The organism is Micromonospora sp. NPDC126480 (assembly GCF_040302465.1).
Classification (GTDB): domain Bacteria; phylum Actinomycetota; class Actinomycetes; order Mycobacteriales; family Micromonosporaceae; genus Micromonospora.
The window spans coordinates 135500-157614 of sequence record NZ_JBEORU010000012.1; the positions used below are offsets into that span (position 1 = coordinate 135500).

A 22115-nucleotide genomic window follows, 5' to 3' on the forward strand; every position below is an offset into this window, starting at 1 on the left:
TTCTCGAGCATGAGCACGCCTCGCCCCGTCCTGGTGGTGGACTTCGGAGCCCAGTACGCCCAGCTCATCGCGCGCCGGGTGCGCGAGGCGAAGGTCTACTCGGAGATCGTTCCGCACACGATGCCGGTCGCCGAGATGCTGGCGAAGGAGCCGGCCGCGATCATCCTGTCCGGCGGCCCGTCCAGCGTCTACGCCCCGGACGCCCCGCAGATCGACGCGGGGATGTTCCAGGCGGGTGTTCCGGTCTTCGGCATCTGCTACGGCTTCCAGGCGATGGCCCAGGCCCTCGGCGGCACGGTCGCCAGGACGGGCAGCCGGGAGTACGGAGGCACCCCGCTGCACCCCCGGGCGGACGCCGGCGTGCTGCTCCGTGACCTCCCCGACGACCTGCCGGTCTGGATGAGTCACGGCGACTGTGTGACCGAGGCCCCGGCCGGCTTCACGGTGACCGCCGAGTCGGCGGGCGCGCCGGTCGCCGCCTTCGAGGACGTCGCCGGCCGCCGTGCCGGCGTCCAGTTCCACCCCGAGGTCGGGCACACGGCGCGCGGCCAGGAGATGCTGACCCGCTTCCTGTACGACATCGCCGGCATCGAGCCCACCTGGACGCCCGAGAACATCATCGACGAGCAGGTGGCCCGCATCCGCGAGCAGGTCGGCGACAAGGAGATCATCTGCGGCCTCTCCGGCGGCGTCGACTCCGCGGTCGCCGCGGCGCTCGTGCACAAGGCCGTCGGTGACCAGCTGACCTGCGTCTTCGTCGATCACGGCCTGTTGCGCGCGGGCGAGGCCGAGCAGGTGGAGAAGGACTACGTCGCCGCGACCGGCATCAAGCTCAAGGTGGTCGACGCGGCCGACCGGTTCCTCGAGGCGCTGGCCGGCGTGACCGACCCGGAGCAGAAGCGCAAGATCATCGGCCGGGAGTTCATCCGGGTCTTCGAGGCCGCCGCCCGGGAGATCGCCGCGCACGGCGACGTCGAGTTCCTGGTGCAGGGCACTCTCTACCCGGACGTGGTCGAGTCCGGCGGCGGCACCGGCACCGCCAACATCAAGAGCCACCACAACGTCGGCGGCCTTCCGGAGGACCTGAGGTTCGCCCTGGTCGAGCCGCTGCGCACGCTCTTCAAGGACGAGGTCCGCACGCTCGGCCTCCAGCTCGGCCTGCCCGAGGCGATGGTCTGGCGGCACCCGTTCCCGGGGCCCGGCCTCGCCATCCGGATCATCGGCGCGGTCGACCGGGAGCGGCTCGACGTGCTGCGCCGGGCCGACTTCATCGCCCGGCAGGAGCTGAGCGCCGCCGGCCTGGACCGGGGGGTGTGGCAGTTCCCGGTGGTGCTCCTGGCGGACGTGCGCAGCGTGGGCGTGCAGGGAGACGGGCGCAGCTACGGGCATCCCGTGGTGCTGCGCCCGGTCTCCAGCGAGGACGCGATGACCGCCGACTGGTCCCGGCTGCCGTACGAGCTGATCGCCCGGATCTCCACCCGGATCACCAACGAGGTCGCCGAGGTGAACCGGGTGGTCCTGGACGTGACCAGCAAGCCGCCGGGCACCATCGAGTGGGAGTGAGCCGGGCTCACGCGGTCGGGCTCTCCGGCGTCCGGGTCTCCGGCGCGATTGTCGCCTCCGGCGTCGGCTGCGCCGTCGGGTGCGGCCAGGCGGGCGCGCTGGCGGGCTCCTCCGGCATCAGGAACCACATGATCGGGTACGCGAGCAGCGCGAGCCCGCCGGTGAGCAGTCCGGCGACCGCGAAGATCACCCGGACCAGGGTGGGGTCGACGCCGAAGTAGCGACCGACTCCACTGGCCACCCCGGCGACCATCCGGTCGGTGACGGGGCGGCGGAGCTGCTTGTACGGGGCCTGGGGAATACCGGTGGTTGTCATACCTCCACGGTCCACGCCCGGCGTTCGATCGACCTCGGTGACCGCCCGGATCCATACCCTGACCTGCCCCTGATGCGGGAGCATTGAGTCAGGAATCCGACTCTTTTCGATGCCGGTAACCCGTTGCAGGGAGAATTTGGCTCCGTGACCACCATGCTGGAGCCGCTGCGCAGGATCGCGGCATACGCAGTTTCCACTGATTCAGTCGGTCGGGTCCTGCTGGTCCGCGCATCGGAGCGCTCCGGCACCCCCGGCACGTGGTCGCTGCCCGGGGGCGCGGTCGACCACGGTGAGGATCCGCAGCACACCGTCGTCCGGGAGACCGCGGCCGAGACCGGGCTCTCGGTCAGCGTCGCCGGCCTCAAGGACGTGCTTGCCGACATGCGGGCGCTGCCCGAGCGGGGCATCACCATCCACACCGACCGCCTGATCTACCAGGTGTCGGTCCGGGGCGGGACGCTCACCGACCGGGTCGACCGGCCCACCGACCTGGCCCGCTGGGTCACCCTCGCGGAGGCCCGTGAGCTGCCCCTGCGGTCGTTCACCGCGCGGGCCCTCGGCCTGCCGGCCTCCTCGGCGGACATCGTGCCGGACGAGCCGCCCGAGTTCCCCTCCTTCTACGCGGTCCCCGGGCCGGACGGCCTGCACCGTGCTCAGCGCTTCGCCGCGTACGCGGTCGTCACCGACCCGGACGGGCGGGTGCTGCTCACCCGTGTGTCCGACGGGTACCCGGGCGCGGGCTGCTGGCACCTGCCCGGCGGCGGCACCGACTACGGCGAGCAGCCGGGCGCGGCCCTCATCCGGGAACTGGTCGAGGAGACCGGGCAGACCGGGCGCCTGGTCGAGCTGCTCGGGGTGGCGAGCCACCGGGATGCGGCCTCGCTCGGCCCGGAGGGCTACCCGATCGACTGGCACGGCGTCCGTGCCTTCTACCGGGTCGTGGTCGACAAGCCCGCCCCGCCCACGGTCGCCGACGTCGGCGGCTCCACCTGTGAGGCCCGCTGGTTCGCCAAGGAGGAGTTGGGTGCTCTCCCGACAGACCGCCTGACCGAGGTGACCGCCGAAGCCGTCCAGGCCGCCCGCCTCACCTGACCACCACCCACCCGCCCGCGCCACGGGTGATCATGAAGTTATTGTCGGGACACGCCGGTGTCGACGGCGATAACTTCATGATCGACCGAAGACGGGCGGGGGAGCTGGCCGGTGGAGCAGCGGCGGCGGGTGGCGGCGTACGGGGTCCTGCGGGACACCGACGGGCGGGTGCTGCTCGTCCGGGGCTCGGCCGCGTGCCCGTACCCGGGGATCTGGCGGCTGCCGGGCGGCGGCCTGGCGCACGCCGAGCACCCCGCCGACGCGGTCGTCCGCGAGGTCGCCGGGGAGACCGGGCTGGTCGTGGCGGTGACCGGGGTCCGGGCGGCGGTGGCCGACGTGGCCGCGTTCGCCGGTGTCGCCGTGCACACCGACCGGCTGATCTTCGACGTGACCGCGCCTGGCGGCGCGCTCCGGCCGGAACCGTCCGGCGGCAGCGACGAGCTGCGGTGGTTCGCTCCCGCGGCGCCGGCGACCGTGCCGCTGATGCCCTTCACCGCCGAACTGCTCGGCCTGGCCGCCACCCCCCTGCCGCCCGGGCTGCCCACCGCCCTGCCGGCCGCCGAGGCCGCCCCGCCCCCGCCCGACCGGCGGCAGCGCTTCGGGGCGTACGGGCTGGTGCGCGACCCGGACGGGCGGGTGCTGCTGACCCAGATCGCGGAGGGCTACCCGGGCGCCGGGAGCTGGCACCTGCCCGGCGGTGGCACCGACCACGGCGAGGCGCCCGAGCCGGCGCTGCTTCGTGAACTGGTGGAGGAATCCGGCCAGTTGGGGCGGGTCGTCGAGCTGATCGGCGTGGACAGCCTGCACAACCCGGCCGCGCTCGGCCCGGAGGGCCGTCCGCTGGACTGGCACACCGTCCGGGTGGTCTACCGGGTGGCGGTCGACGAACCCACCGAGCCGCGGGTGACCGAGCTGGCGGGTGGGTCGACCGCCCGGGCGGGCTGGTTCACCATGGCCGAGACGGCCGGGCTCCGGCTCACCGACGTCGCCGGTCGGGCGATCGGTGGACGGCTCCGCTGAACCGTCGGCCCCGCCCGGCCGTACCTCGGGACAGATCGCTCGCCGCGACGGTATGGGCGGGGTCCGGTACATTCGAGTATGGGAGTTGACGATGAAACGGGCGATGCAGCCCGTGATGGGAATAAGCGAGTGGTTCGCGCGGTTTAAGGGAGATATAACTACCGCCGGCAACTATCGCCAACTCCCGTTCCCCTATGCGATGGTGTACTCCGCAAAACGGCTGCCGGTCCAGCAAGGTCCGGCACGAGACAGCCGGACACCCGCCGCCGAGGCGGTGAGTCGATCCGGTGATGGAGGAAACGTGCCGAGAGCCCCATGGCGCCGGCGTCGTACGACAGACAGTCCGCGCCCCGCAGGGCGTCGATGGGCGGGCCGGCTGCGCCGCAGCGGCACGTTCGCCCGCCAGGTGCTGCTGGTCCGGGTGGGTCGCCGCGACGGTGACCTCCGCACCGGCACCGACGTGTCGCTCGTCGAGCACCCGTACGCGGACCGCCGCTACCGCCGGTACGACGCCGAGATCGAGGCGATCGTCCCGGTGAGTCCCGCGCTCGCCCCGGCGGGCCCGCTCGACGAGCCGGCGGCGATGTCGATCCCGCTGCTCCCCGGCGAGCGGACGATGACCCGACGGATGAAGTTCGCGCTGGTCAACGCCTGCACACTGGCCAGCCTCATGCTCGGCATGCTGGCGATCTTCCTCGCCATGCAGGGCGAGGTCCGGATGGCCGCCCTCTGCCTGATCGCCTGCGTCGCGTTCGACGGGCTCGACGGCGCCCTCGCCCGCAAGCTCAACGTCGCCAGCCCGTTCGGCGCCCAGATGGACTCGCTGGCCGACATGTGCTCCTTCGGGCTCGCCGCCCCGGTCGTGGTCTACGCCTCACTGGCCGGCACGGTACCGCCGGCCGCCGCCGCCGTGGCGTGCGCTCTCGTCGCGGCCTGCGCCGCGATCCGGCTCGCCCGGTTCAACGTGTCACCGAAGGACGGCCGCTTCTTCTGCGGCGTGCCGACGACCATGGCCGCCGCCGTGCTCGCCCTGACGGTCGCGATCGAGCTGCCGGTCTCCGGGAAGGTGCTGCTGGGCGGCGTGGCGTTGCTCGCCTTCGCGATGGTCTCCAGCTTCCCGTACGCGAAGCTCGCCCGGCTGGTGAAGCTGCCGCCGTGGGTCTGGCTGGCTCCGGTGGTCGGCGCGCTTGTCGACATCCGGCTCACCTTCGCCCTGATCGTGGTGGGCTACCTGCTCAGCGGGCCGGTGCTCTGGCTGCGGCAGCGCCGCACCGTCTGACCCCGTACGAGCGAAGGGGCGCCGCGGATCTCCGCGGCGCCCCTTCCCGTTCTCGCCGCGGAGATCCGCGGCCCGTTGCCGTTGCCGCGGTCACCGCCAGCGGGCGATGACGCTCGACCCCCCGACCACCTTGTCGCCGGGCCCGACCAGCGGATCCGCCGCCGCGGCCGGCAGGTAGACGTCGGTGCGGGAGCCGAACCGGATCAACCCGAACCGCTCGCCCCTCGCCAGCAGCGCCCCGATCGGCGCCCGCTGCACGATCCGCCGGGCGATCAGCCCGGTGCGCTGCGCCACGACCACCGTGCCGTGCGTCGTGTCCAGCACCGTGTACGCGGCGACGTTGTGCTCCGCCTCGGGCTTCATCGCGTTCGCGAAGCCGCCGTCGGCCACGAAGTAGTCGACCACCTTCCCGGCCACCGGGGAGCGGTTGACGTGCACGTCGAGCACCGACAGGAAGACCGCGACCCGCAGCCACTCGCCGTCGCCGAAGCGCTCGTCGTGCAGCCGCTGCACGGAGAGCACCTGGCCGTCGGCGGCCGCGACCACGGCCGACGGGTCCTCCGGCACGTCCCGCTCCGGGTCGCGGAAGAAGGCCGCGACCGGCGCGGCGGCCAGGGCGGGCAGCAGCCACAGCTTCGACGTCGGGCGGGTCAGCCGGGCCAGCGCCGCCAGGCCGAGCGTGATGCCCACGGCGGCCACCCCGTTGGAGTCGATGTGCATGGTGCGGGTCAGCGGCACGCTGGAGGGCCGGTACGCCGGTGCCAGCACGGTGGCCGCCGCGGCGTCGGCCGGCGTGAACCGCAGCCGGTGCACCCGCAGCGGCGGACTGTTGCGGAGCACCAGGTCACTCCCGACACCGTGCAGGGCGCCCTGGCGGTCCAACTCGTCGGCGGCCCCGGCGGTGCGTCCCGGCGTGGCGGGCGCGGCGACGCTGAGCACCGCACCGTCGGCGAGGTACTTCCCGAGCCCGTCGATCGTGGCGCGGGTCTCCTCGGCGGTTCCGGTGAACGGCTCGCCGGCGATCGCCACCGCCGCGACCTCGGCCTCGGCCAGCGCGTCGACGACCCGGACCCGGTCGGCGACCCAGCGGCCCTGCGCGATGACGTGCTCGCGCAGCAGCGCGGCACTCGACGACGCGGCCGGCACGACGGTGAGCGTGTCGCCGGGCAGCAGCGCCTCGATTGCGGCGGCCAGCACCGGGGACTCCGGGCTGGCACCGACCAGCAGGGCGGCCTTCGGGTCGTTGATCCGGGCGAACTCGGCGACGAGGGTACGGGCGGCGCGCTCGCCGATGCGGACCGGACCGGACCGGCCGGAGGGGCGCACGGCGGGGGACTGGGTCATGTCGGGCGGGCTCCTGACAGGGTCGGGACGACGGGTGCGGCGGAATCCGACACGGCCGGCGCGGGCCGCGGGCCGGCCGGCGGGTGCGGGGCGAGCCGGCAGACCCGGGGCGGGCCGGCCGGGACGGGCTCCACCGGTCAGCATATGCGCCGCCGCGCCGGCTGCGCACAGCCGTGCTCAGCGAGGGGCGCCCCCTGCCGGCGGTGCCGGCGGGACATCCGCGGCCACGTCCGCCGGCCGGTCCTCGGCGGCCTCGGCGACGCGGTCGGTGACCGCGTCGGTGGGCCACTCGTCGGCCTCCTCCCGCCCGTCGCCGGTGGTGGGAGCGCCCGGCCACTCGTCAGCCTCGTCCCGGCGGCCGGCCCCGGTGGCCCCGGGCCGCTGTCCGGTCTCCGCAGGCCCGGTGCCGGGCGTACCCGACACCGGGGCGGACACGTCCCACTCCCGCCGGTCGAACCCCCCGAACGCGGCCGGCGGGACGGACACCGCCGGCGTGGTCGCGTCCGGCACCGCCGGGGCGGCTCCGGTGGCCGCCAGCCCGGCTCCGGTCGCCCCCTCCGGCGCGCCGGCCGGCGCCTCCGACGGGCCGGCCGACCGGGCCGCCCGGAGTGCGCCCACGAGCCCGAGCACACCGATCAGCAGCAGCGCCCCGGCCAGGAACCAGCCGACCGGCGGAAGGACGAACCCGAGCAGCCGGGCGACCAGCCACCAGGTGGCGAGGCCCACGAAGAGCAGCCCGAACGCCAGGGACACGAGATCGGTGCGGTGCGCCCTCACCGGGTCACCTCCAGGTTGCCGGCGTTGACGTGGATGTAGAGCTGCAGTTTCCCGCCGCCCGGGCCGTCCGCGCCCAGGTCGGTGCGATCGCGGAGCGGACCGTCCAGGCCACCCGCGCGGTCGTCAAGGGTTCCCGACCGGTGTCCGAACACGATCGCGTGACCGGCGTTGACGTCGGACACCGTCGTCACGTCGACCTCCGGGGGCACCACCACCGTCGCGTTGCCGAAGTTCACCGCGAGCGTGATCTGGGTGTCCTTACCGGCGAAATCGACCGAACGCAGGTCGAGCACGGTGTCGCCGAAGCTGTTCTCGTACCGGTTGGCGAGCTCGGCGTGGCTGGCCGGTGCCCAGGTCACCGCACCGTCCACGCCCCGGATCCGGTCGTACGACTCGGCGACGGTCGCCACCGTCAGCGCGGCGGCCGTGACCAGGCCGAGCGCGATGAGCCAGCGGGCCCGGCCGAACCAGGTGCCGACGAGCAGGCCGAGTCCGGTGGTGGCCAGGGCCGCCGCGAAGTACGCGGAAGCGCCGACCGGGAACACGCCCGCCAGGTCGAGGACGGCCACCAGACCGAGGACGAGGAAGATCAGCGAGAAGGTCACGGCGCCGAGCGCGGACCGTTCGCGCGGCCGCTTCGGCGCGCGCGGTGGCTTCGCCGGCACCGGCGGTGCGGCGGCCGGCACGGCCGACCCGGCGTACGGGCCGTGCGGGGCGAACGGCGGGCGGTAGCCGCCCGGCAGCGGCGCGGCGGAGGGCATCGCCGGCGTGCTCGGCGGCGGCGCCCACGCCGGCGTGGCCGGCCAGGCGGTCGGCGCCGGAACGGTGGGCGGCGCGTCCGGCCGGGGCAGCTCCGCGGTCGGCTCCACCGGTGCCGGGGCGGGCGGCATCTCGAGGGTGGGCTCGGCCGGCGCCGCGCCGAAGGGCCGCGGCTCGGCGGCACCGGTCGTCGGGGGCACGGTCGGGGCCGGGTAGCTCACCGGCGGCACCGGCCCGGGCGGTGGGGCGGCCGGCGTGGCGGCCGGACCGGGTGGCGCGCCGGCCGGACCGGGTGGTGTGGGGCCGACCGGCGACCCGCCGGGGCGGTCCCGGTTCAACAGCAACGCCCCGCAGATCAGGATCGCCGCGCCGAGCAGCACGGCCCGGAACGCGTCGGTGACGATGAAGGCGAAGCTGACCGCAACCAGGATGCTGAGCACGATCACGGTGACGGGGGACATGCTGGACCGGCCCCGGCCCAGCATCGACTCGACCGGTGAGGCGGTGTCACCCTCCCCGGGGATGATCAGCCAGGCGGAGACGTACACCAGGATGCCGATGCCGCCGAAGAAGCCCAGCACCGCGAGCAGCACCCGCCAGAGCACCGGGTCGGTGTTTGTCGCGCGGCCGATCGCCGCGCAGACGCCGGCCAGGTAGCGGCCGTCGTGCGGGCGCACCAGCCCGTACCGGGAGGTGAAGCTGGTGCCACCGCCCGGCGGAGGCGGGGCGGTGGCCGCCGCGTACGGCGGCACCCCGGTCGGATCCCACGGCGGGTTCGGCCCGCCGGCCGGCGCGGACGCCGCCGGTGGCGGCGTCGGCCCGGGTGTCGGGCGCTGGGCGGCTTCCTCGGTCATGTCCTCGATCCTGCTCCCGGCGGGGCGCCGACGACCTCAGGAGGAGACCCTGACCCCACCCTGAGATCCCGGGTGGGCGGATGTCCGGGGCGTCCCCGTGGCCCTGCGGCGGTGCGCCGTGTGACGATCGAACCGGCGCCGGCAGCGGACCGTCGCCCACACCGTACCCTTCGTGACCAGGGAGCCACCGATCAGTTCCGTGACCCAGCCCCCTCGCCTCTACCGCGCCCCCGAGCACCGGATGGCCGCCGGGGTCGCCGCGGGCATCGCCGAGCACCTCGGCGTCTCGGTGCTCCGTGTCCGGGTCGCCTTCATGGTGCTGCTCGGCCTCAGCGGTCTCGGCCTGCTGCTCTACGCCGCCTTCTGGGCCGTGGTGCCGCTGCGGCCCGGCGACACGACGGTACCGCCGCGCCGGGACGTGGCCCAGCTCCTGCCGTTCGTGGCGATCGGCCTCGTGGTGCTGATGCTCCAGATGGCCCTCTTCAACTCGGTGGGCGCCGCCGGCACCGCCAGCTGGCTCGTCGCGATCATCGCGGTCGGCGCCGGGCTGATCTGGCACCAGTCCGCGCCCGAGCGGCGGCGGCAGTGGGGCGAGGCGATGCCGGTGCCCTGGCTGAGCGCGGTGGTCGAGGAGAGCGACCGGCGGGCGTTCGTGCTCCGGTTCATCGGCGGTGGGCTGCTGGTCGCGGTGGGCATCATCGGCGTCGCGGCGGTCTACTCCCCGGCGCAGAACTTCGACGCGGTGCTCAACGGCGTGATCTTCGCGCTGGTCGGCCTGGCCGGCGTCGGGGTGGTCGCCGCGCCGGTGCTGTGGCGGACGTGGAACCAGCTCCGGTCGGAGCGCGAGGGGCGCATCCGGGAGCAGGAGCGGGCCGAGCTGGCCGCGATGGTGCACGACCAGGTGCTGCACACCCTCGCGCTGATCCAGCGCAACGCCGGGGACGTGAAGACGGTGACGCGGCTCGCCCGCGGCCAGGAGCGCTCGCTGCGCAACTGGCTCTACAAGCCGACCGCCTCGCCCGCCGAGCGCTTCGCCGCCGCACTGGAACAGGCGGCCGCCGAGGTGGAGGACACGTTCGCGATCACCGTGGAGACGGTGGTGGTCGGTGACCGGGACACCGACGAGCGGGTCGGCGCGCTGGTGGCCGCGGCCCGGGAGGCCCTGGTCAACGCGGCCCGGCACGCCGGGGTGCAGACCGTCTCGCTCTACGCCGAGGTGGAGCCCGAACAGGTCAGCGTCTTCGTCCGGGACCGGGGGAAGGGCTTCGATCCGGATACGGTGGAGGACCACCGGCACGGTGTCCGGGGCTCGATCATCGGGCGGATGAAGCGGCACGGTGGCCGGGCGGAGATCCGGTCCGAGCCGGGGGAGGGGACCGAGGTCCGGTTGATCCTGCCGATCTCCCGCGACACGTCCACGGCGGAAAGGGACAGATGATGGCGGACCAGACGACGGAGCCGGTCGAGGAAGCGGGCGGGGCCCCGGAGCGGCTGCGGGTGTTCCTCGTCGATGACCACGCGATGTTCCGGGCCGGTGTCCGTGCCGAGCTGGGCGTGCACGTCGAGGTGGTGGGCGAGGCGAGCACGGTGGCCGAGGCGGTCAGCCGGATCGCCGCCACCGAACCCGACGTGGTACTCCTCGACGTGCACATGCCCGACGGCGGCGGCCGCGCGGTGCTCGAGGCGATGCGGCGTTCGCACCCGCACGTGCGGTTCCTGGCGCTCAGCGTGTCGGACGCCGCCGAGGACGTGATCGGGTTGATCCGGGCCGGTGCCCGGGGCTACGTCACCAAGACGATCTCGCCGGACGAGCTGGCGGCGGCGATCCGTCGGGTGGCCGACGGCGACGCGGTGTTCAGTCCCCGGCTGGCCGGGTTCGTGCTGGACGCCTTCGCCGCCCGCCCGGACGCGCCGGTGTCCGATCCCGAGCTGGACCAGCTCACCAACCGGGAGCGGGAGGTGCTGCGCCTGCTCGCCCGGGGGTACGCGTACAAGGAGATCGCCAAGGAGCTGTACATCTCGATCAAGACGGTCGAGACGCACGTGTCGAACGTGCTCCGCAAGCTCCAGATGTCCAACCGCTACGAGCTGTCCCGCTGGGCGGCCGACCGGCGGCTGGTCTGAGGGGCGGCGACGCCGTCCGGGCCGTGCGGCGGCCGTTCACTCCGTCCGTAGGACGGTGAACGCCTCGGCGAGTCGGCCCGGCGGCAGACCGGCGTCCGCCCCGATCGCGCCCAGCTGGTCGCGTACGAAGGCGGGCACGTCCAGGTGGGCCGTCTGCGACCGGTGGGCCCGCATCGCCTCGACCTTGCGTTCGTAACTCTCAGTGACGTCGACGGCGTGGTCGGGCGACGGGCCGCCGGCGTACCAGACCTCCCGAACCACCCACGGCTCCAGCCCGGCCGCGAGCAGGTCCGGGAAGGCGGACGGGTTGCGGGCGTCCGGGTAGACCGCACACGTCGCCGCCTCGCCGACGGCCTGGTGATCCGGGTGTCCGGGGCCGGCGATGTGCTCCCAGCGGCGAAGCGGCGAACTGGTCAGGACCCGGTCCGGGCGGAACCGCCGGATGGCGGCGGTGAGGTCGCGGCGAAGCCGCGGCGTCGGCGCGAGCGTCCCGTCGGCGTACCCGGTAAGCATGTCGACCTGGCGGACGCCGACGGCGGCTGCCGCCGCGCGCTGCTCCTCCTCGCGCAGTTGGACGAGGTCCGGCCGGGGCGTGTCGCCGCAGCCTCCGGCGTCACCGAGCGTGACCAGGAGGTATGCGACGTCGATCCCGGCGTCCGTCCAGGCCGCCACCGTGCCCGCACAGCCGAAGTCGACATCGTCCGGATGGGCGAAAATGGCGAGGATCCGGCGGACGTCGGCCAGGGGAGCGGCGGAGGGCGGGAAGGTCATCGTGGCTCGAGCCTACGGCCGCGGAGCGGCCGGGGGGAGCGTTCCCGCAGCTCCTACCATGCCTTCCTGGGCGCGGTGGAGCCGCCTCCGGGTGGGTGTACGCACCGTCCCGGCCGGGTATCGGCTTGATAACACGCCTTCCCGCCAGCGCGCATCGGGTGTCACAGTGGCAGGCACCTCACAACCCCCTCGTGAGCCGAGCGCCCTGAGGAGGCACTCCCATGCGCGGGAAATTCCTGAAGGTGGCGGTCGCGGCGACCGCCACCGCCATGTTGGCCACCGCCTGCAGCGGCGGCGGTGACAACCCGGACGACGCTGCCGGCCAGGCCGGCGGCGAGCTCCGGGTCTACAACGCGGAGCCGGCGTTCCTGCTGCCCTCCGCCGGTGACGACGAGCCGTCGATCTACGTGATCCGTCAGCTCTACCGTGGTCTGGTCAGGTACAACGCGGAGACCGCCGCGCCGGAGAACGACCTGGCCGAGTCGATCACCTCGGACGACCAGAAGCTCTGGACGATCAAGATCAAGAGCGGCTACACCTTCGACAACGGTGAGCCGGTCAACGCCGACGCCTTCATCCGGTCGTGGAACTACGCCGCTTACGGGCCGAACGCCCAGAACAACGGCTACTTCATGAAGCGGATCGCCGGCATCAAGGACGTCTCGTCGGAGGACCCGGACGGCGAGGGCCCGAAGAAGGCCCCGGAGCCGAAGGCCAAGGAGCTCTCCGGCCTGAAGAAGGTCGACGACCTGACCTTCACCGTCGAGCTGAGCGAGCCCTTCTCCGGCTTCCCGACCACCATCGGCTACTCGGGCTTCTTCCCGATGGCCCAGGCCTGTGTCGACGACGCGGACAAGTGCAACGAGACCCCGATCGGCAACGGCCCTTACAAGATCGAGGGCAGCTGGCAGCACAACGTCGCCATCAACCTGGTCCGCAGCGACACCTGGAAGGGTGACCCGGGCAAGCCCGACAAGATCACCTACCGGATTTTCGCTGACATCGACGCCGGTTACGCCGCCTTCCAGGCCGGCGAGCTGGACGTGCTCTACACCCTGCCGCCGGCCCGGTACAAGGAGGCGAAGTCCACCTACGGCGACCGCCTCTACGAGCAGCCGGGTGACAGCTTCACCTACGTCGGCATGCCGATGTACCAGCCGGAGTTCAAGGACAAGCGGATCCGCCAGGCGCTCTCGCTGTCGATCGACCGGCAGTCCATCATCGACGCCGTCTTCGACGGCCGGTTCACCCCGGCCACCGGCTACGTCGCGCCGACCTTCCAGGGCGCCCGCGAGAACGTCTGCCAGTACTGCAAGAAGGACGTCGAGAAGGCCAAGCAGCTCCTGGCCGAGGCCGGCGGCTGGCCGGCGGGCAAGAAGCTGATCCTGTGGGCGAACGCCGGTGCGGGTCACGACCAGTGGCTGCAGGCGGTCGGCGACCAGATCAAGGCCGCTCTGGGCATCGACTACGAGCTGAAGGTCAACCTGCAGTTCGCCGAGTACCTGGAGACCGCGGACAGCAAGAAGTTCACCGGTCCGTTCCGCCTCGGCTGGGGCCCGGACTACCCGTTCCTGGAGACCTACCTGGCTCCGCTGTACAGCACCGGTGCCGACAGCAACAACTCCACCTTCAGCAACCCCGAGTTCGACAGCCTGCTGAAGCAGGGTGACGCGGCCAAGACCGTCGAGGAGGCGATCCCCTTCTACCAGAAGGCGGAGGACATCCTGGTCGAGGAGCTCCCGGTCATCCCGATGTGGTTCAACAAGGTCGGTGCGGTCTACGGTGAGAACGTGGACAAGTTCGTCTGGAACGCCGTCTCGGACGCCGACTACGGTGCGACCTCGCTGAAGCAGAACTGAGCTTCAGGATCCTGATCCAGCCGTAACACGACGTGGCGGCAACGGTCTCCCCACCAGGGTGATCGTTGCCGCCACGTCAGCGCCGAGAGGAGACCCCGACATGGGGCGCTACGTCATTCGACGGTTGCTCCAGTTCATCCCGACCGTGCTGGGCACCATGTTCCTGCTCCACTACATCACCTCGCTGGCGATCCAGTTCAGCGGAAACCCGGTCCGGGCGCTGTTCGGCGACCGGACCCCGCCGCCGGCCCTGCTCGAAGCGGTCACCGAGCGGCTGGGGTACGCCGACCCCTGCCTCGACCAGAGGTTCAACCCCTGCCTGGGTCTGTTCGCCGACCGGGTGACCGGCGTGTTCTTCCAGTTCGACTTCGGCATCAACCTGCGCCAGCGGGAGGTCACCGACCTGGTGGCCGATGCCATCCCGTACACCTTGAAGCTGCTGGTGATCGCGATCGTCTTCGAGGCGGTCGTCGGCATCGCCGCCGGTGTGTGGGCGGGCCTGCGGGGTGGGAGCTTCGCGGACAACCTGGTGAAGATCAGCACCGTCTTCGTGATCTCCGTGCCGATCTTCGTGCTGGGTGTGGTGGTGCGGGAGTTCGTCGGGGTCAAGTTCGGCAACGTCCTGCGTGACCAGACGTGGATCCCCGAGGTCCTCTCGAACGGCGTCTTCAGTCCGGGCTTCAAGCCCGACTATCCCTTCGCCAGCCTGGTGATCCCGGGCATGGTGCTGGGCGCGGTCTCACTGGCCACCACGGCCCGGCTGACCCGGACCAGCATCATGGAGAACATCCGGGCCGACTACGTCCGGACGGCGCGGGCCAAGGGCCTGGCGAACAAGCGGGTCATCGGCGTACACACGCTGCGCAACTCGCTGATCCCGGTGATCACCTTCCTCGGTGTCGACATCGGCTCGGCCATGGCCGGCGCGGTGGTCACCGAGACGATCTTCAACGTGCCCGGCATCGGCCGGCTGGTGACGCTGTCGGCCCGTACCGGTGAGTCGTCCGTGGTCATCGGCGTGGTGACCATGCTGGTGCTTGTCGTCCTGGTCGCCAACCTGCTGGTCGACCTCCTGTACGCCGTCCTCGACCCGAGGATCCGCTATGAGTGACGGCACCGTGGTCAGGAACCGGCCGCCGGCGACCCCGGCGGCCCACGGCAGGGCGATGCGAAACGAGGTGTGGACATGAGTGACCTGACGAGCGCCGGCACCGCGGTCGGCGGCGCCCCCATCGGCGGTCACGGCCCGGGCGCGGACACCGCGGCCACGGGCGGAAAGGAGCGCAGCGCGAGCCTGTGGGCGGACGCCCGCCGGCAGCTGGTGCGTGACCCGGTCTTCGTGATCGCGTTCCTGTACGTCCTCGTGGTCGGCTCGATGGCGGCCTTCCCGAAGCTGTGGACCAGCCAGGACCCGCGGGACTGCACCACCGACCGGTCCCGGATCCCCCCGAGCTGGGACCACCCGTTCGGCTTCGACACGCTGGGCTGCGACTACTACTCGCACGCCATCTACGGTGCCCGCCCCTCGATGACCATCGCGATCATGGCCACCGGCGCCATGGTGATCGTCGGCGGCGTGCTCGGCATGCTCGCCGGCTACTACGGCGGCTGGACCGACACGATCATCTCCCGGCTGATGGACATCTTCTTCTCGCTGCCGTTCCTGCTCGGCGCGATCGTGTTCCTCACTGTCATCAAGCGGCAGAACATCTGGACCATCGCCGGGGTGCTCTTCCTGCTGAGCTGGCCGACGATCGCCCGGATCATGCGCGGTAGCGTCATCTCCTCGAAGGACCTGGACTACGTGCACGCCGCCAAGGCGGTGGGCGCCACCAACGGCCGGTTGATGTTCCGGCACATCCTGCCGAACGCGATCGCGCCGATGCTGGTGTACGCCACCATCGTGCTCGGCGCGTTCGTCACCGCGGAGGCCACGCTGACCTTCCTCGGTGTCGGGCTCCAGCCGCCAACGCAGTCCTGGGGCATCATGATCTCGGCCCACCAGGTTTACTTCCTGGAGGACCCGTGGCTGCTGCTCTTCCCCTGCGGGCTGCTGGTCGGCACAGTGCTGTCCTTCATCCTCATGGGTGACGCCCTGCGTGACGCCCTCGACCCGAAGTTCCGGTGAGCGCCATGAGCACTGATGTGAACGTCAAACTGGACGCCCTGCCGGGCCTCGACCCGAATGCCATGCCGCTTCAGGTCAAGGACCTCCACGTCGAGTTCCGCACCCGCATCGGCACCGCCCGCGCGGTCAACGGCGTGAGCTTCGACCTGCGGCCGGGCGAGACCCGGGCGATCCTCGGCGAGTCCGGCTGCGGCAAGAGCGTCACCGCCCAGGCGATCATGGGCATCCTGGACAGCCCGCCCGGGTTCGTCACCGGCGGCCAGATCCTCTATCGCGGCGTCGACCTGCTCAAACTGCCGGAGGCGCAGCGGCGCAAGGTCCGGGCCAACCGGATCGCGATGATCTTCCAGGACGCCCTCTCCGCGCTGAACCCGGTCTTCACGGTCGGCTTCCAGCTCGGTGAGCTGTTCCGCAAGCACCGGGGCATGTCCCGGGCCGAGGGCAAGGCGCGCGCCGTCGAGCTGCTCGACCTGGTCCGGATCCCGGCGGCGAAGCAGCGGGTGAACGACTACCCGCACCAGTTCTCCGGCGGCATGCGCCAGCGCGTCATGATCGCGATGGCGCTCGCGCTCGACCCGGAGGTGCTGATCGCCGACGAGCCGACCACCGCGCTGGACGTCACCGTGCAGGCCCAGATCATGGCGCTGCTCGCCGAGCTCCAGCGCGAGCGGAACATGAGCCTGCTGCTGATCACACACGACATGGGCGTGGTCGCCGACGTGGCGGACCGGATCTCGGTGATGTACGCCGGCCGGGTCATCGAGGAGGCCCCGGTCGGGGACATCTACGAGACCCCCGCCCACCCGTACACCAAGGGGCTGCTGGAGTCGATCCCGCGCCTCGACCTCAAGGGCCAGGAGCTCGCCGCCATCAAGGGGCTGCCGCCGGCTCTGACCAACATCCCAAAGGGTTGTGCGTTCAACCCGCGGTGCCGGTACGCCCAGGACGTCTGCCGTCAGGACCCGCCGCCGCCGCTGTACCAGGTGTCGCCCTACCGGACCGCCGCCTGCCACTTCTGGAAGGAGGTCAAGGCCGATGTCTGACATCGTGCTGGAGACCCGCGATCTGGTGAAGCACTTCCCGCTGACCCAGGGGATCCTCTTCAAGAAGCAGATCGGCGCGGTCCGGGCGGTCGACGGGATCAACCTGCAGCTGCGCCGGGGTGAGACGCTCGGGGTCGTCGGCGAGTCCGGCTGCGGCAAGTCCACCCTGGCCCGGATGCTGGTGGGCCTGGAGACCCCCACCTCCGGTGACCTGTTCGTCCAGGGCCGGAACATGTCCCGGGTCAGCGCCACCGAGCGGCGCCGCGGCCGGCGCAACATCCAGCTGGTCATGCAGGACCCGTACACCTCGCTCAACCCGCGGATGACGGTCGGTGACATCGTCGGTGAGCCCTTCGAGGTGCACCCCGACGTGCTGCCGAAGTCGAGGCGGCGAGCCCGGGTCCAGGAGCTGCTGGAGCTGGTCGGTCTCAACCCCGACCACATCAACCGGTACCCGCACCAGTTCTCCGGCGGCCAGCGCCAGCGCATCGGCATCGCCCGTGCGCTCGCGCTCAACCCGGAGATCATCCTGTGCGACGAGCCGGTCTCCGCTCTGGACGTGTCGATCCAGGCGCAGGTGATCAACCTGCTGGAGAAGCTCCAGAAGGAGCTGGGCCTGTCGTACATCTTCATCGCCCACGACCTGTCCGTCGTCCGGCACATCGCCGACCGGGTCGCGGTGATGTACCTCGGCAAGATCGTCGAGATCGGCAACGAGGACCAGATCTACGACAACCCGACCCACCCGTACACCCAGGCGCTGCTGTCGGCGGTGCCGGTGCCGGACCCGAAGCTGCGCGGCCTGCGGGACCAGATCGTCCTGACCGGTGACGTCCCGTCGCCGGCCAACCCGCCGTCCGGCTGCCGGTTCCGTACCCGGTGCTGGAAGGCCCAGGACATCTGCGCCCAGCAGGAGCCGGCCCTGGCCGTGCGGGAGAAGTCGGCGCACCCGAGCGCCTGCCACTTCGCTGAGGTACGCGACGTGGTGCACGCGCACGAGTAGCCGCGGAGACGCCGTCGCCCGGCTACCCTGACCGGACCGGCGGTGAAGGTAGTGCCTCCTCAGTGATCCGGGGCGCCGGCCGCACCACGGCTGGCGCCCCGGTCCTGTACGTGCCCGGGCACCCCGTCCCGACCGGTCCGGCCGGGGCGTTCAGCGGCTCAGAGCGGGCCGCGGCCGGCGCGGAGCAGCAGCAGGGCGAACTGGGTGCCGTCCGCGCCGAGCGCGGCCCGGAACCGCTCCAGGATCTCCTGCTCGCGGGAGAGCACCAGCCGGGTGCCGCCGGACGCCATCCGGGTCGCGCCGATCTGCTGGGAGAGCTGGGCCCGCTCCTGCCAGAGCTCGATCAGCGACCGGTCGATCTCGTCGATCCGCTGCCGGATCTCCGCGATCCGGGCGGCGGCCAACGGCTCCCGTGTGCCGGTGCGGGGATCGACGGAATCGCCCGCCCCGCCCGCTCCGGACGAACTCCCGTTCTGCTCCGCCACGTCTGTCATCATCGCCGTACCCCTCGGGTGTCGGGCCCGGTGCCCGGATCCCGGGACGAGAAAGCCCCGGGCTCTCCGAGCCCGGGGCTTTCGTAGGTCTGGTTGATCAGGCGCGACCTACGGCTGCCGGACTCCCGGAGCCGTAGTAAAAGTAGAAGCGCTGACCGAACACGCCGTCGAGTATGCCGTGGGTGCCGGGACCGGCGCAAGGAAAGCTGTTAACAAGGGACCCTTCTACTACCGAGGGCGTTAAGAAGGGGCCCTTCCTTACACCTCAGCCGTGCGTGGCGGGATTCGTCGGGGTGGCGGCATAGACTCGCCGTGCGATGCATCCTCTCTTCGACATCCCCGTGTCCTCGCCCGCGCCGTCCGAGCCTGCCCCGCCGCGCCGGCCCGCCGCCGCGCGCCTCGACCCGCAGGCGCTGCTCGACGGGCTGAACGGCCCGCAGCGGGACGCGGTCACCCACGCCGGGTCGCCGCTGCTCATCGTCGCCGGCGCCGGGTCGGGCAAGACCCGGGTGCTCACCCACCGGATCGCCTACCTGCTCGCGGCACGCGACGTGCATCCCGGCGAGATCATCGCGATCACCTTCACGAACAAGGCCGCCGGTGAGATGAAGGACCGGGTGGCCCAGCTGGTCGGGCCGCGCGCCCGGCTGATGTGGGTGTCGACGTTCCACTCCGCCTGCGTCCGCATCCTGCGGGCCGAGCACGAGCACGCCGGCCTCAAGTCGACCTTCTCCATCTACGACGCGGACGACTCGCGCCGCCTCATGCAGCTGGTCGCCCGCGAGCTGGACCTCGACCCCAAGCGCTACCCGGCGCGCGGGCTGGCCGCGCAGGTCTCCAACCTGAAGAACGAGCTGGTCGACCCGGAGGCGTTCGCCGCCCGCGCCAAGGGGCCGAACGAGCGGGCGCTCGCCGAGGCGTACACGCTGTACCAGCGGAGGCTCCGGGAGGCCCACGCGCTGGACTTCGACGACCTGATCATGACGACGGTGCACCTGCTCCAGTCGCACCCGCACGTCGCGGAGACCTACCGCCGCCGCTTCCGGCACGTGCTTGTCGACGAGTACCAGGACACCAACCACGCGCAGTACGTGCTGATCAAGGAGTTGGTGTCGGGCACCCCGGGGCTCGACCCGGCCGAGCTGTGCGTGGTGGGCGACGCGGACCAGTCGATCTACGCGTTCCGCGGCGCGACCATCCGCAACATCCTGGAGTTCGAGCGGGACTTCACCGACGCCCGGACGATCCTGCTGGAGCAGAACTACCGCTCCACCCAGACCATCCTGAACGCGGCAAACGCCGTCATCGACCGCAACACGTCGCGCAAGCCGAAGCGGTTGTGGAGCGAGGCCGGGTCCGGCGACCCGATCGTGGGCTACGTCGCCGACACCGAGCACGCCGAGGCGGACTGGGTGGCCCGGGAGATCGACCGGCTGGTCGACGAGGGCGACACCCGTCCCGGGGACGTGGCCGTCTTCTACCGCACCAACGCCCAGTCCCGGGTCTTCGAGGAGGTGTTCATCCGGGTCGGCCTGCCGTACAAGGTGGTCGGCGGGGTGCGCTTCTACGAGCGCAAGGAGGTCCGCGACGCCCTCGCGTACCTGCGGGCGGTGGTCAACGACGACGACACGGTCAGCCTCCGCCGGATCCTGAACACCCCCCGCCGGGGTATCGGCGAACGGGCCGAGGCGTGCGTCGAGGCGCTCGCCGGCCGGGACCGGATCTCGTTCGGGGCGGCCCTGCGTCGCGCCAAGGACGCGCCGGGGATCTCCACCCGGGCCGCCAACGGCATCGCCGAGTTCGTCGCGCTGCTCGACGGTGCCCGGGAGCTGGCCGAGACCGGTACCCCGGAGGAGGTCCTGGAGGCGTTGCTGACCCGCTCGGGCTACCTGGCCGAGCTGGAGGAGAGCCTCGATCCGCAGGACGCCGGCCGGGTCGACAACCTCCAGGAGCTGGTCAGCGTCGCCCGGGAGTACACGGAGCGGGTCGAGGCGCTGGGCGCCGAGGGGGAGCGGGCGACCCTCGCCGGCTTCCTGGAGCAGGTCGCGCTTGTGGCCGACGCCGACCAGGTGCCCAGCGACGATCCCGAGCACCAGGGCGTGGTCACGCTGATGACCCTGCACACCGCCAAGGGCCTGGAGTTCCCGGTGGTGTTCCTGACCGGCATGGAGGACGGCGTCTTTCCGCACGCCCGCACGTTCGGCGACAACCACGAGCTGGAGGAGGAGCGGCGCCTGGCCTACGTGGGGATCACGCGGGCCCGGCAGCGCCTCTACCTGTCCCGGGCGGTGACCCGCTCGGCGTGGGGACAACCGGCCTACAACGCGCCGTCCCGCTTCCTGGAGGAGCTGCCCACGGAGCTGGTGCGCTGGGAGCGCACCGAGGGCTCGTACACGTCGTGGGCCGGCGGCGGTGGTGGCGTGGGCGGCCGCGCGGACCGGGCCGACCGCGGGCGCGGCGGCTTCACCGGTGGTACGCCGAAGGCGGCGCAGCTCGCCCGCCGGCTCGGCGTCGACGGCAGCCGGTTGGCCACCGCCAGCGAGCTGCCGCAGGCACCCAAGGTGGCGGTCGGGGACCGGGTCAACCACCAGCGGTACGGGCTGGGCCGGGTGCTCGCCGTGGAGGGGCACGGGCCGGGCGCCCGGGCTCAGATCAACTTCGGCGACCAGACCATGTGGCTGGTCCTGCGGCACGCCCCGATCGACAAGCTCTGAGATCAGCCGCGGTCGCGCGACGCCAGGGCCTGTGCCGCGTACGCCCAGAGGCGATCGGCGGCGGCCGGGTCGACCGCGTGCGCGCCGACCCCGCCGGTGGCGTCCGGCCCGGCCACCACCTCGAGCTCCTGGTTGTCCTCGAAGTACCGACCGGTGACCCCCTCGACCAGTGGCGACGCCGCCAGCAGCACGGTGGTGGCGGCGCCCTGGGCGGGCGTCTTGTAGTACGGCAGGTCGATGCGGTTGCCCGCCTCGTCCAGCACTCCGAACGCCCGCAAGGCGTCGTCGTCCAGGTGACGCTGCAGGTTGGTGTTGATGTAGCCGGGGTTGAGCGCGTTGGCGGTGACGCCGTCGGCGGCCCAGCGCCGGGCGATGCCAACGGCGAGCAGGACGTCAGCGGTCTTCGACCGGCCGTACGCCGACCACGGGTCGTACGGCTGCCGCTCGAACTGCGGGTCGTCGAAGTCGAACGCCTCCGCCAGGTGTGCTCCGGAGCTGACGACCACCACCCGGGCGGTTCCGGCGGCGCGCAGGTTGGGGTGCAGCCCACTGGCGAGCGCGAAGTGGCCGAGGTAGTTGGTGCCGAGCTGAAGTTCCCAGCCCTCAGCGGTGAGCTGCCGGGTCGGGAGCGCCATGATCCCGGCGTTGGCGACCAGCGCGTGCAGCGGCCCGGTCCAGGCGGCGACGAAGGCGTCGACCGAGGCGAGGTCGGCCAGGTCGAGGGCGGCGGCCCGTACGGTGCCGGGGCCGGGTGCGGCGAACTCCGCGACCAGGGCGTCGGCGCTCGCCGGGTCGCGGGTGGCCACGGTGAGCTCGGCCCCGGCCCCGGCCAGGGCCCGTACGGTCTCCGCGCCGATGCCGGAGGCGCCGCCGGTGACGATCATCCGGCGACCGGTGAGGTCGACGCCGTCGAGGACCTCGGCGGCGGTGGCGCGGGCGGTGAACGGGGTGCTGACGCGGCTGCGGTCTGTCATG

General features: G+C 72.3%; 18 protein-coding genes and 1 pseudogene. 12 read left to right on the plus strand and 7 right to left on the minus strand.

Annotated elements, in window-relative coordinates; genetic code table 11:
- The first annotated feature begins 9 nt into the window (after nt 1–9).
- Nucleotides 10–1563 carry a glutamine-hydrolyzing GMP synthase gene (gene guaA / locus ABTW87_RS14140; RefSeq protein ID WP_350651211.1) on the plus strand — a complete coding sequence of 518 codons (1554 nt, stop codon included), beginning with the start codon at nt 10–12 and terminating at the stop codon, nt 1561–1563.
- A gap of 7 nt (nt 1564–1570) precedes the next feature.
- Here the strand turns inward: guaA and ABTW87_RS14145 are convergent, their stop codons facing one another.
- Entirely contained in the window at nt 1571–1879 is a 309-nt protein-coding gene (locus tag ABTW87_RS14145) for a PspC domain-containing protein (RefSeq protein WP_350651212.1), read from the minus strand.
- A 144-nt stretch (nt 1880–2023) separates the two neighbouring features.
- Between ABTW87_RS14145 and ABTW87_RS14150 the strand changes: the two genes are divergently transcribed.
- From ABTW87_RS14150 to ABTW87_RS14160, 3 genes are all read left to right on the plus strand, one after another.
- Nucleotides 2024–2971 carry an NUDIX domain-containing protein gene (locus tag ABTW87_RS14150; protein ID WP_350651213.1) on the plus strand — a complete coding sequence of 316 codons (948 nt, stop codon included), beginning with the start codon at nt 2024–2026 and terminating at the stop codon, nt 2969–2971.
- Nucleotides 2972–3082: 111 nt separating this feature from the next.
- Complete coding sequence (locus ABTW87_RS14155; RefSeq protein WP_350651214.1) at nt 3083–3991, plus strand: NUDIX hydrolase; 909 nt, start codon at nt 3083–3085, stop codon at nt 3989–3991.
- 376 nt (nt 3992–4367) lie between these two features.
- The gene (locus tag ABTW87_RS14160; RefSeq protein ID WP_350651250.1) at nt 4368–5270 is read left to right on the plus strand and encodes a CDP-alcohol phosphatidyltransferase family protein; all 903 of its coding nucleotides are present in this window, start codon (nt 4368–4370) and stop codon (nt 5268–5270) included.
- A gap of 90 nt (nt 5271–5360) precedes the next feature.
- Here ABTW87_RS14160 and ABTW87_RS14165 read toward each other — a convergent pair whose 3' ends face one another.
- The 3 genes and pseudogenes from ABTW87_RS14165 to ABTW87_RS14175 form a co-directional block, all read right to left on the minus strand.
- The gene (locus ABTW87_RS14165; protein WP_350651215.1) at nt 5361–6614 is read right to left on the minus strand and encodes a phosphatidylserine decarboxylase; all 1254 of its coding nucleotides are present in this window, start codon (nt 6612–6614) and stop codon (nt 5361–5363) included.
- Between the two features lie 531 nt (nt 6615–7145).
- Nucleotides 7146–7391: pseudogene (locus ABTW87_RS14170) on the minus strand (hypothetical protein); the annotation flags it as partial.
- Nucleotides 7388–9004, minus strand: coding sequence for a PspC domain-containing protein (locus tag ABTW87_RS14175; protein WP_350651216.1), 1617 nt, complete (start codon nt 9002–9004; stop codon nt 7388–7390). The pseudogene ABTW87_RS14170 and the gene ABTW87_RS14175, both read right to left, overlap by 4 nt.
- Before the next feature lie 172 nt (nt 9005–9176).
- Between ABTW87_RS14175 and ABTW87_RS14180 the strand changes: the two genes are divergently transcribed.
- Both ABTW87_RS14180 and ABTW87_RS14185 read left to right on the plus strand, forming a co-directional pair.
- Nucleotides 9177–10442: a PspC domain-containing protein gene (locus tag ABTW87_RS14180; RefSeq protein ID WP_350651217.1), complete on the plus strand. Its 1266-nt coding sequence runs from the start codon at nt 9177–9179 to the stop codon at nt 10440–10442.
- Nucleotides 10439–11128 (plus strand): response regulator, encoded by a 690-nt coding sequence (locus ABTW87_RS14185; protein ID WP_502891579.1) that lies wholly within the window; start codon nt 10439–10441, stop codon nt 11126–11128. Before ABTW87_RS14180 ends, ABTW87_RS14185 begins: the two co-directional genes overlap by 4 nt.
- Before the next feature lie 36 nt (nt 11129–11164).
- On the opposite strand, the gene ABTW87_RS14190 is transcribed toward ABTW87_RS14185, so the two are convergent.
- Nucleotides 11165–11899, minus strand: coding sequence for a PIG-L deacetylase family protein (locus ABTW87_RS14190; protein ID WP_350651219.1), 735 nt, complete (start codon nt 11897–11899; stop codon nt 11165–11167).
- A 221-nt stretch (nt 11900–12120) separates the two neighbouring features.
- On the opposite strand from ABTW87_RS14190, the gene ABTW87_RS14195 reads away from it, so the two are divergent.
- From ABTW87_RS14195 to ABTW87_RS14215, 5 genes are all read left to right on the plus strand, one after another.
- Complete coding sequence (locus ABTW87_RS14195; RefSeq protein WP_350651220.1) at nt 12121–13758, plus strand: peptide ABC transporter substrate-binding protein; 1638 nt, start codon at nt 12121–12123, stop codon at nt 13756–13758.
- 100 nt (nt 13759–13858) lie between these two features.
- On the plus strand, nt 13859–14869 hold the full coding sequence (locus tag ABTW87_RS14200) for an ABC transporter permease (RefSeq protein ID WP_350651221.1): 1011 nt from the start codon (nt 13859–13861) through the stop codon (nt 14867–14869).
- 75 nt (nt 14870–14944) lie between these two features.
- Nucleotides 14945–15886 (plus strand): ABC transporter permease, encoded by a 942-nt coding sequence (locus ABTW87_RS14205; RefSeq protein ID WP_350651222.1) that lies wholly within the window; start codon nt 14945–14947, stop codon nt 15884–15886.
- Nucleotides 15887–15891: 5 nt separating this feature from the next.
- Nucleotides 15892–16929 carry an ABC transporter ATP-binding protein gene (locus ABTW87_RS14210; RefSeq protein ID WP_350651223.1) on the plus strand — a complete coding sequence of 346 codons (1038 nt, stop codon included), beginning with the start codon at nt 15892–15894 and terminating at the stop codon, nt 16927–16929.
- Nucleotides 16922–17932, plus strand: a complete 1011-nt coding sequence (locus tag ABTW87_RS14215; protein WP_350651224.1) for an ABC transporter ATP-binding protein — start codon at nt 16922–16924, stop codon at nt 17930–17932. The genes ABTW87_RS14210 and ABTW87_RS14215 overlap by 8 nt, the downstream gene beginning before the upstream one ends.
- 158 nt (nt 17933–18090) lie before the next feature.
- On the opposite strand, the gene ABTW87_RS14220 is transcribed toward ABTW87_RS14215, so the two are convergent.
- Nucleotides 18091–18429, minus strand: a complete 339-nt coding sequence (locus ABTW87_RS14220; protein ID WP_350651225.1) for a chorismate mutase — start codon at nt 18427–18429, stop codon at nt 18091–18093.
- A gap of 314 nt (nt 18430–18743) precedes the next feature.
- On the opposite strand from ABTW87_RS14220, the gene pcrA reads away from it, so the two are divergent.
- Entirely contained in the window at nt 18744–21140 is a 2397-nt protein-coding gene (gene pcrA, locus ABTW87_RS14225) for a DNA helicase PcrA (RefSeq protein ID WP_350651226.1), read from the plus strand.
- A 2-nt stretch (nt 21141–21142) separates the two neighbouring features.
- On the opposite strand, the gene ABTW87_RS14230 is transcribed toward pcrA, so the two are convergent.
- Nucleotides 21143–22114, minus strand: coding sequence for an SDR family NAD(P)-dependent oxidoreductase (locus ABTW87_RS14230; protein WP_350651227.1), 972 nt, complete (start codon nt 22112–22114; stop codon nt 21143–21145).
- Between the last annotated feature and the right edge of the window lies 1 nt (nt 22115).

What these genes read in the sequence shown, in the direction of transcription:
- ABTW87_RS14175 (WP_350651216.1), bottom strand. Translation starts at nt 9,004, where the DNA reads ATGACCGAGGAAGCCGCCCAGCGCCCGACACCCGGGCCGACGCCGCCA.
- ABTW87_RS14145 (WP_350651212.1), bottom strand. Translation starts at nt 1,879, where the DNA reads ATGACAACCACCGGTATTCCCCAGGCCCCGTACAAGCAGCTCCGCCGC.
- ABTW87_RS14200 (WP_350651221.1), top strand. Translation starts at nt 13,859, where the DNA reads ATGGGGCGCTACGTCATTCGACGGTTGCTCCAGTTCATCCCGACCGTG.
- ABTW87_RS14205 (WP_350651222.1), top strand. Translation starts at nt 14,945, where the DNA reads ATGAGTGACCTGACGAGCGCCGGCACCGCGGTCGGCGGCGCCCCCATC.
- guaA (WP_350651211.1), top strand. Translation starts at nt 10, where the DNA reads ATGAGCACGCCTCGCCCCGTCCTGGTGGTGGACTTCGGAGCCCAGTAC.
- ABTW87_RS14230 (WP_350651227.1), bottom strand. Translation starts at nt 22,114, where the DNA reads ATGACAGACCGCAGCCGCGTCAGCACCCCGTTCACCGCCCGCGCCACC.
- ABTW87_RS14195 (WP_350651220.1), top strand. Translation starts at nt 12,121, where the DNA reads ATGCGCGGGAAATTCCTGAAGGTGGCGGTCGCGGCGACCGCCACCGCC.
- ABTW87_RS14210 (WP_350651223.1), top strand. Translation starts at nt 15,892, where the DNA reads ATGAGCACTGATGTGAACGTCAAACTGGACGCCCTGCCGGGCCTCGAC.
- ABTW87_RS14185 (WP_502891579.1), top strand. Translation starts at nt 10,439, where the DNA reads ATGATGGCGGACCAGACGACGGAGCCGGTCGAGGAAGCGGGCGGGGCC.
- ABTW87_RS14220 (WP_350651225.1), bottom strand. Translation starts at nt 18,429, where the DNA reads ATGATGACAGACGTGGCGGAGCAGAACGGGAGTTCGTCCGGAGCGGGC.
- ABTW87_RS14190 (WP_350651219.1), bottom strand. Translation starts at nt 11,899, where the DNA reads ATGACCTTCCCGCCCTCCGCCGCTCCCCTGGCCGACGTCCGCCGGATC.
- ABTW87_RS14165 (WP_350651215.1), bottom strand. Translation starts at nt 6,614, where the DNA reads ATGACCCAGTCCCCCGCCGTGCGCCCCTCCGGCCGGTCCGGTCCGGTC.
- pcrA (WP_350651226.1), top strand. Translation starts at nt 18,744, where the DNA reads ATGCATCCTCTCTTCGACATCCCCGTGTCCTCGCCCGCGCCGTCCGAG.
- ABTW87_RS14215 (WP_350651224.1), top strand. Translation starts at nt 16,922, where the DNA reads ATGTCTGACATCGTGCTGGAGACCCGCGATCTGGTGAAGCACTTCCCG.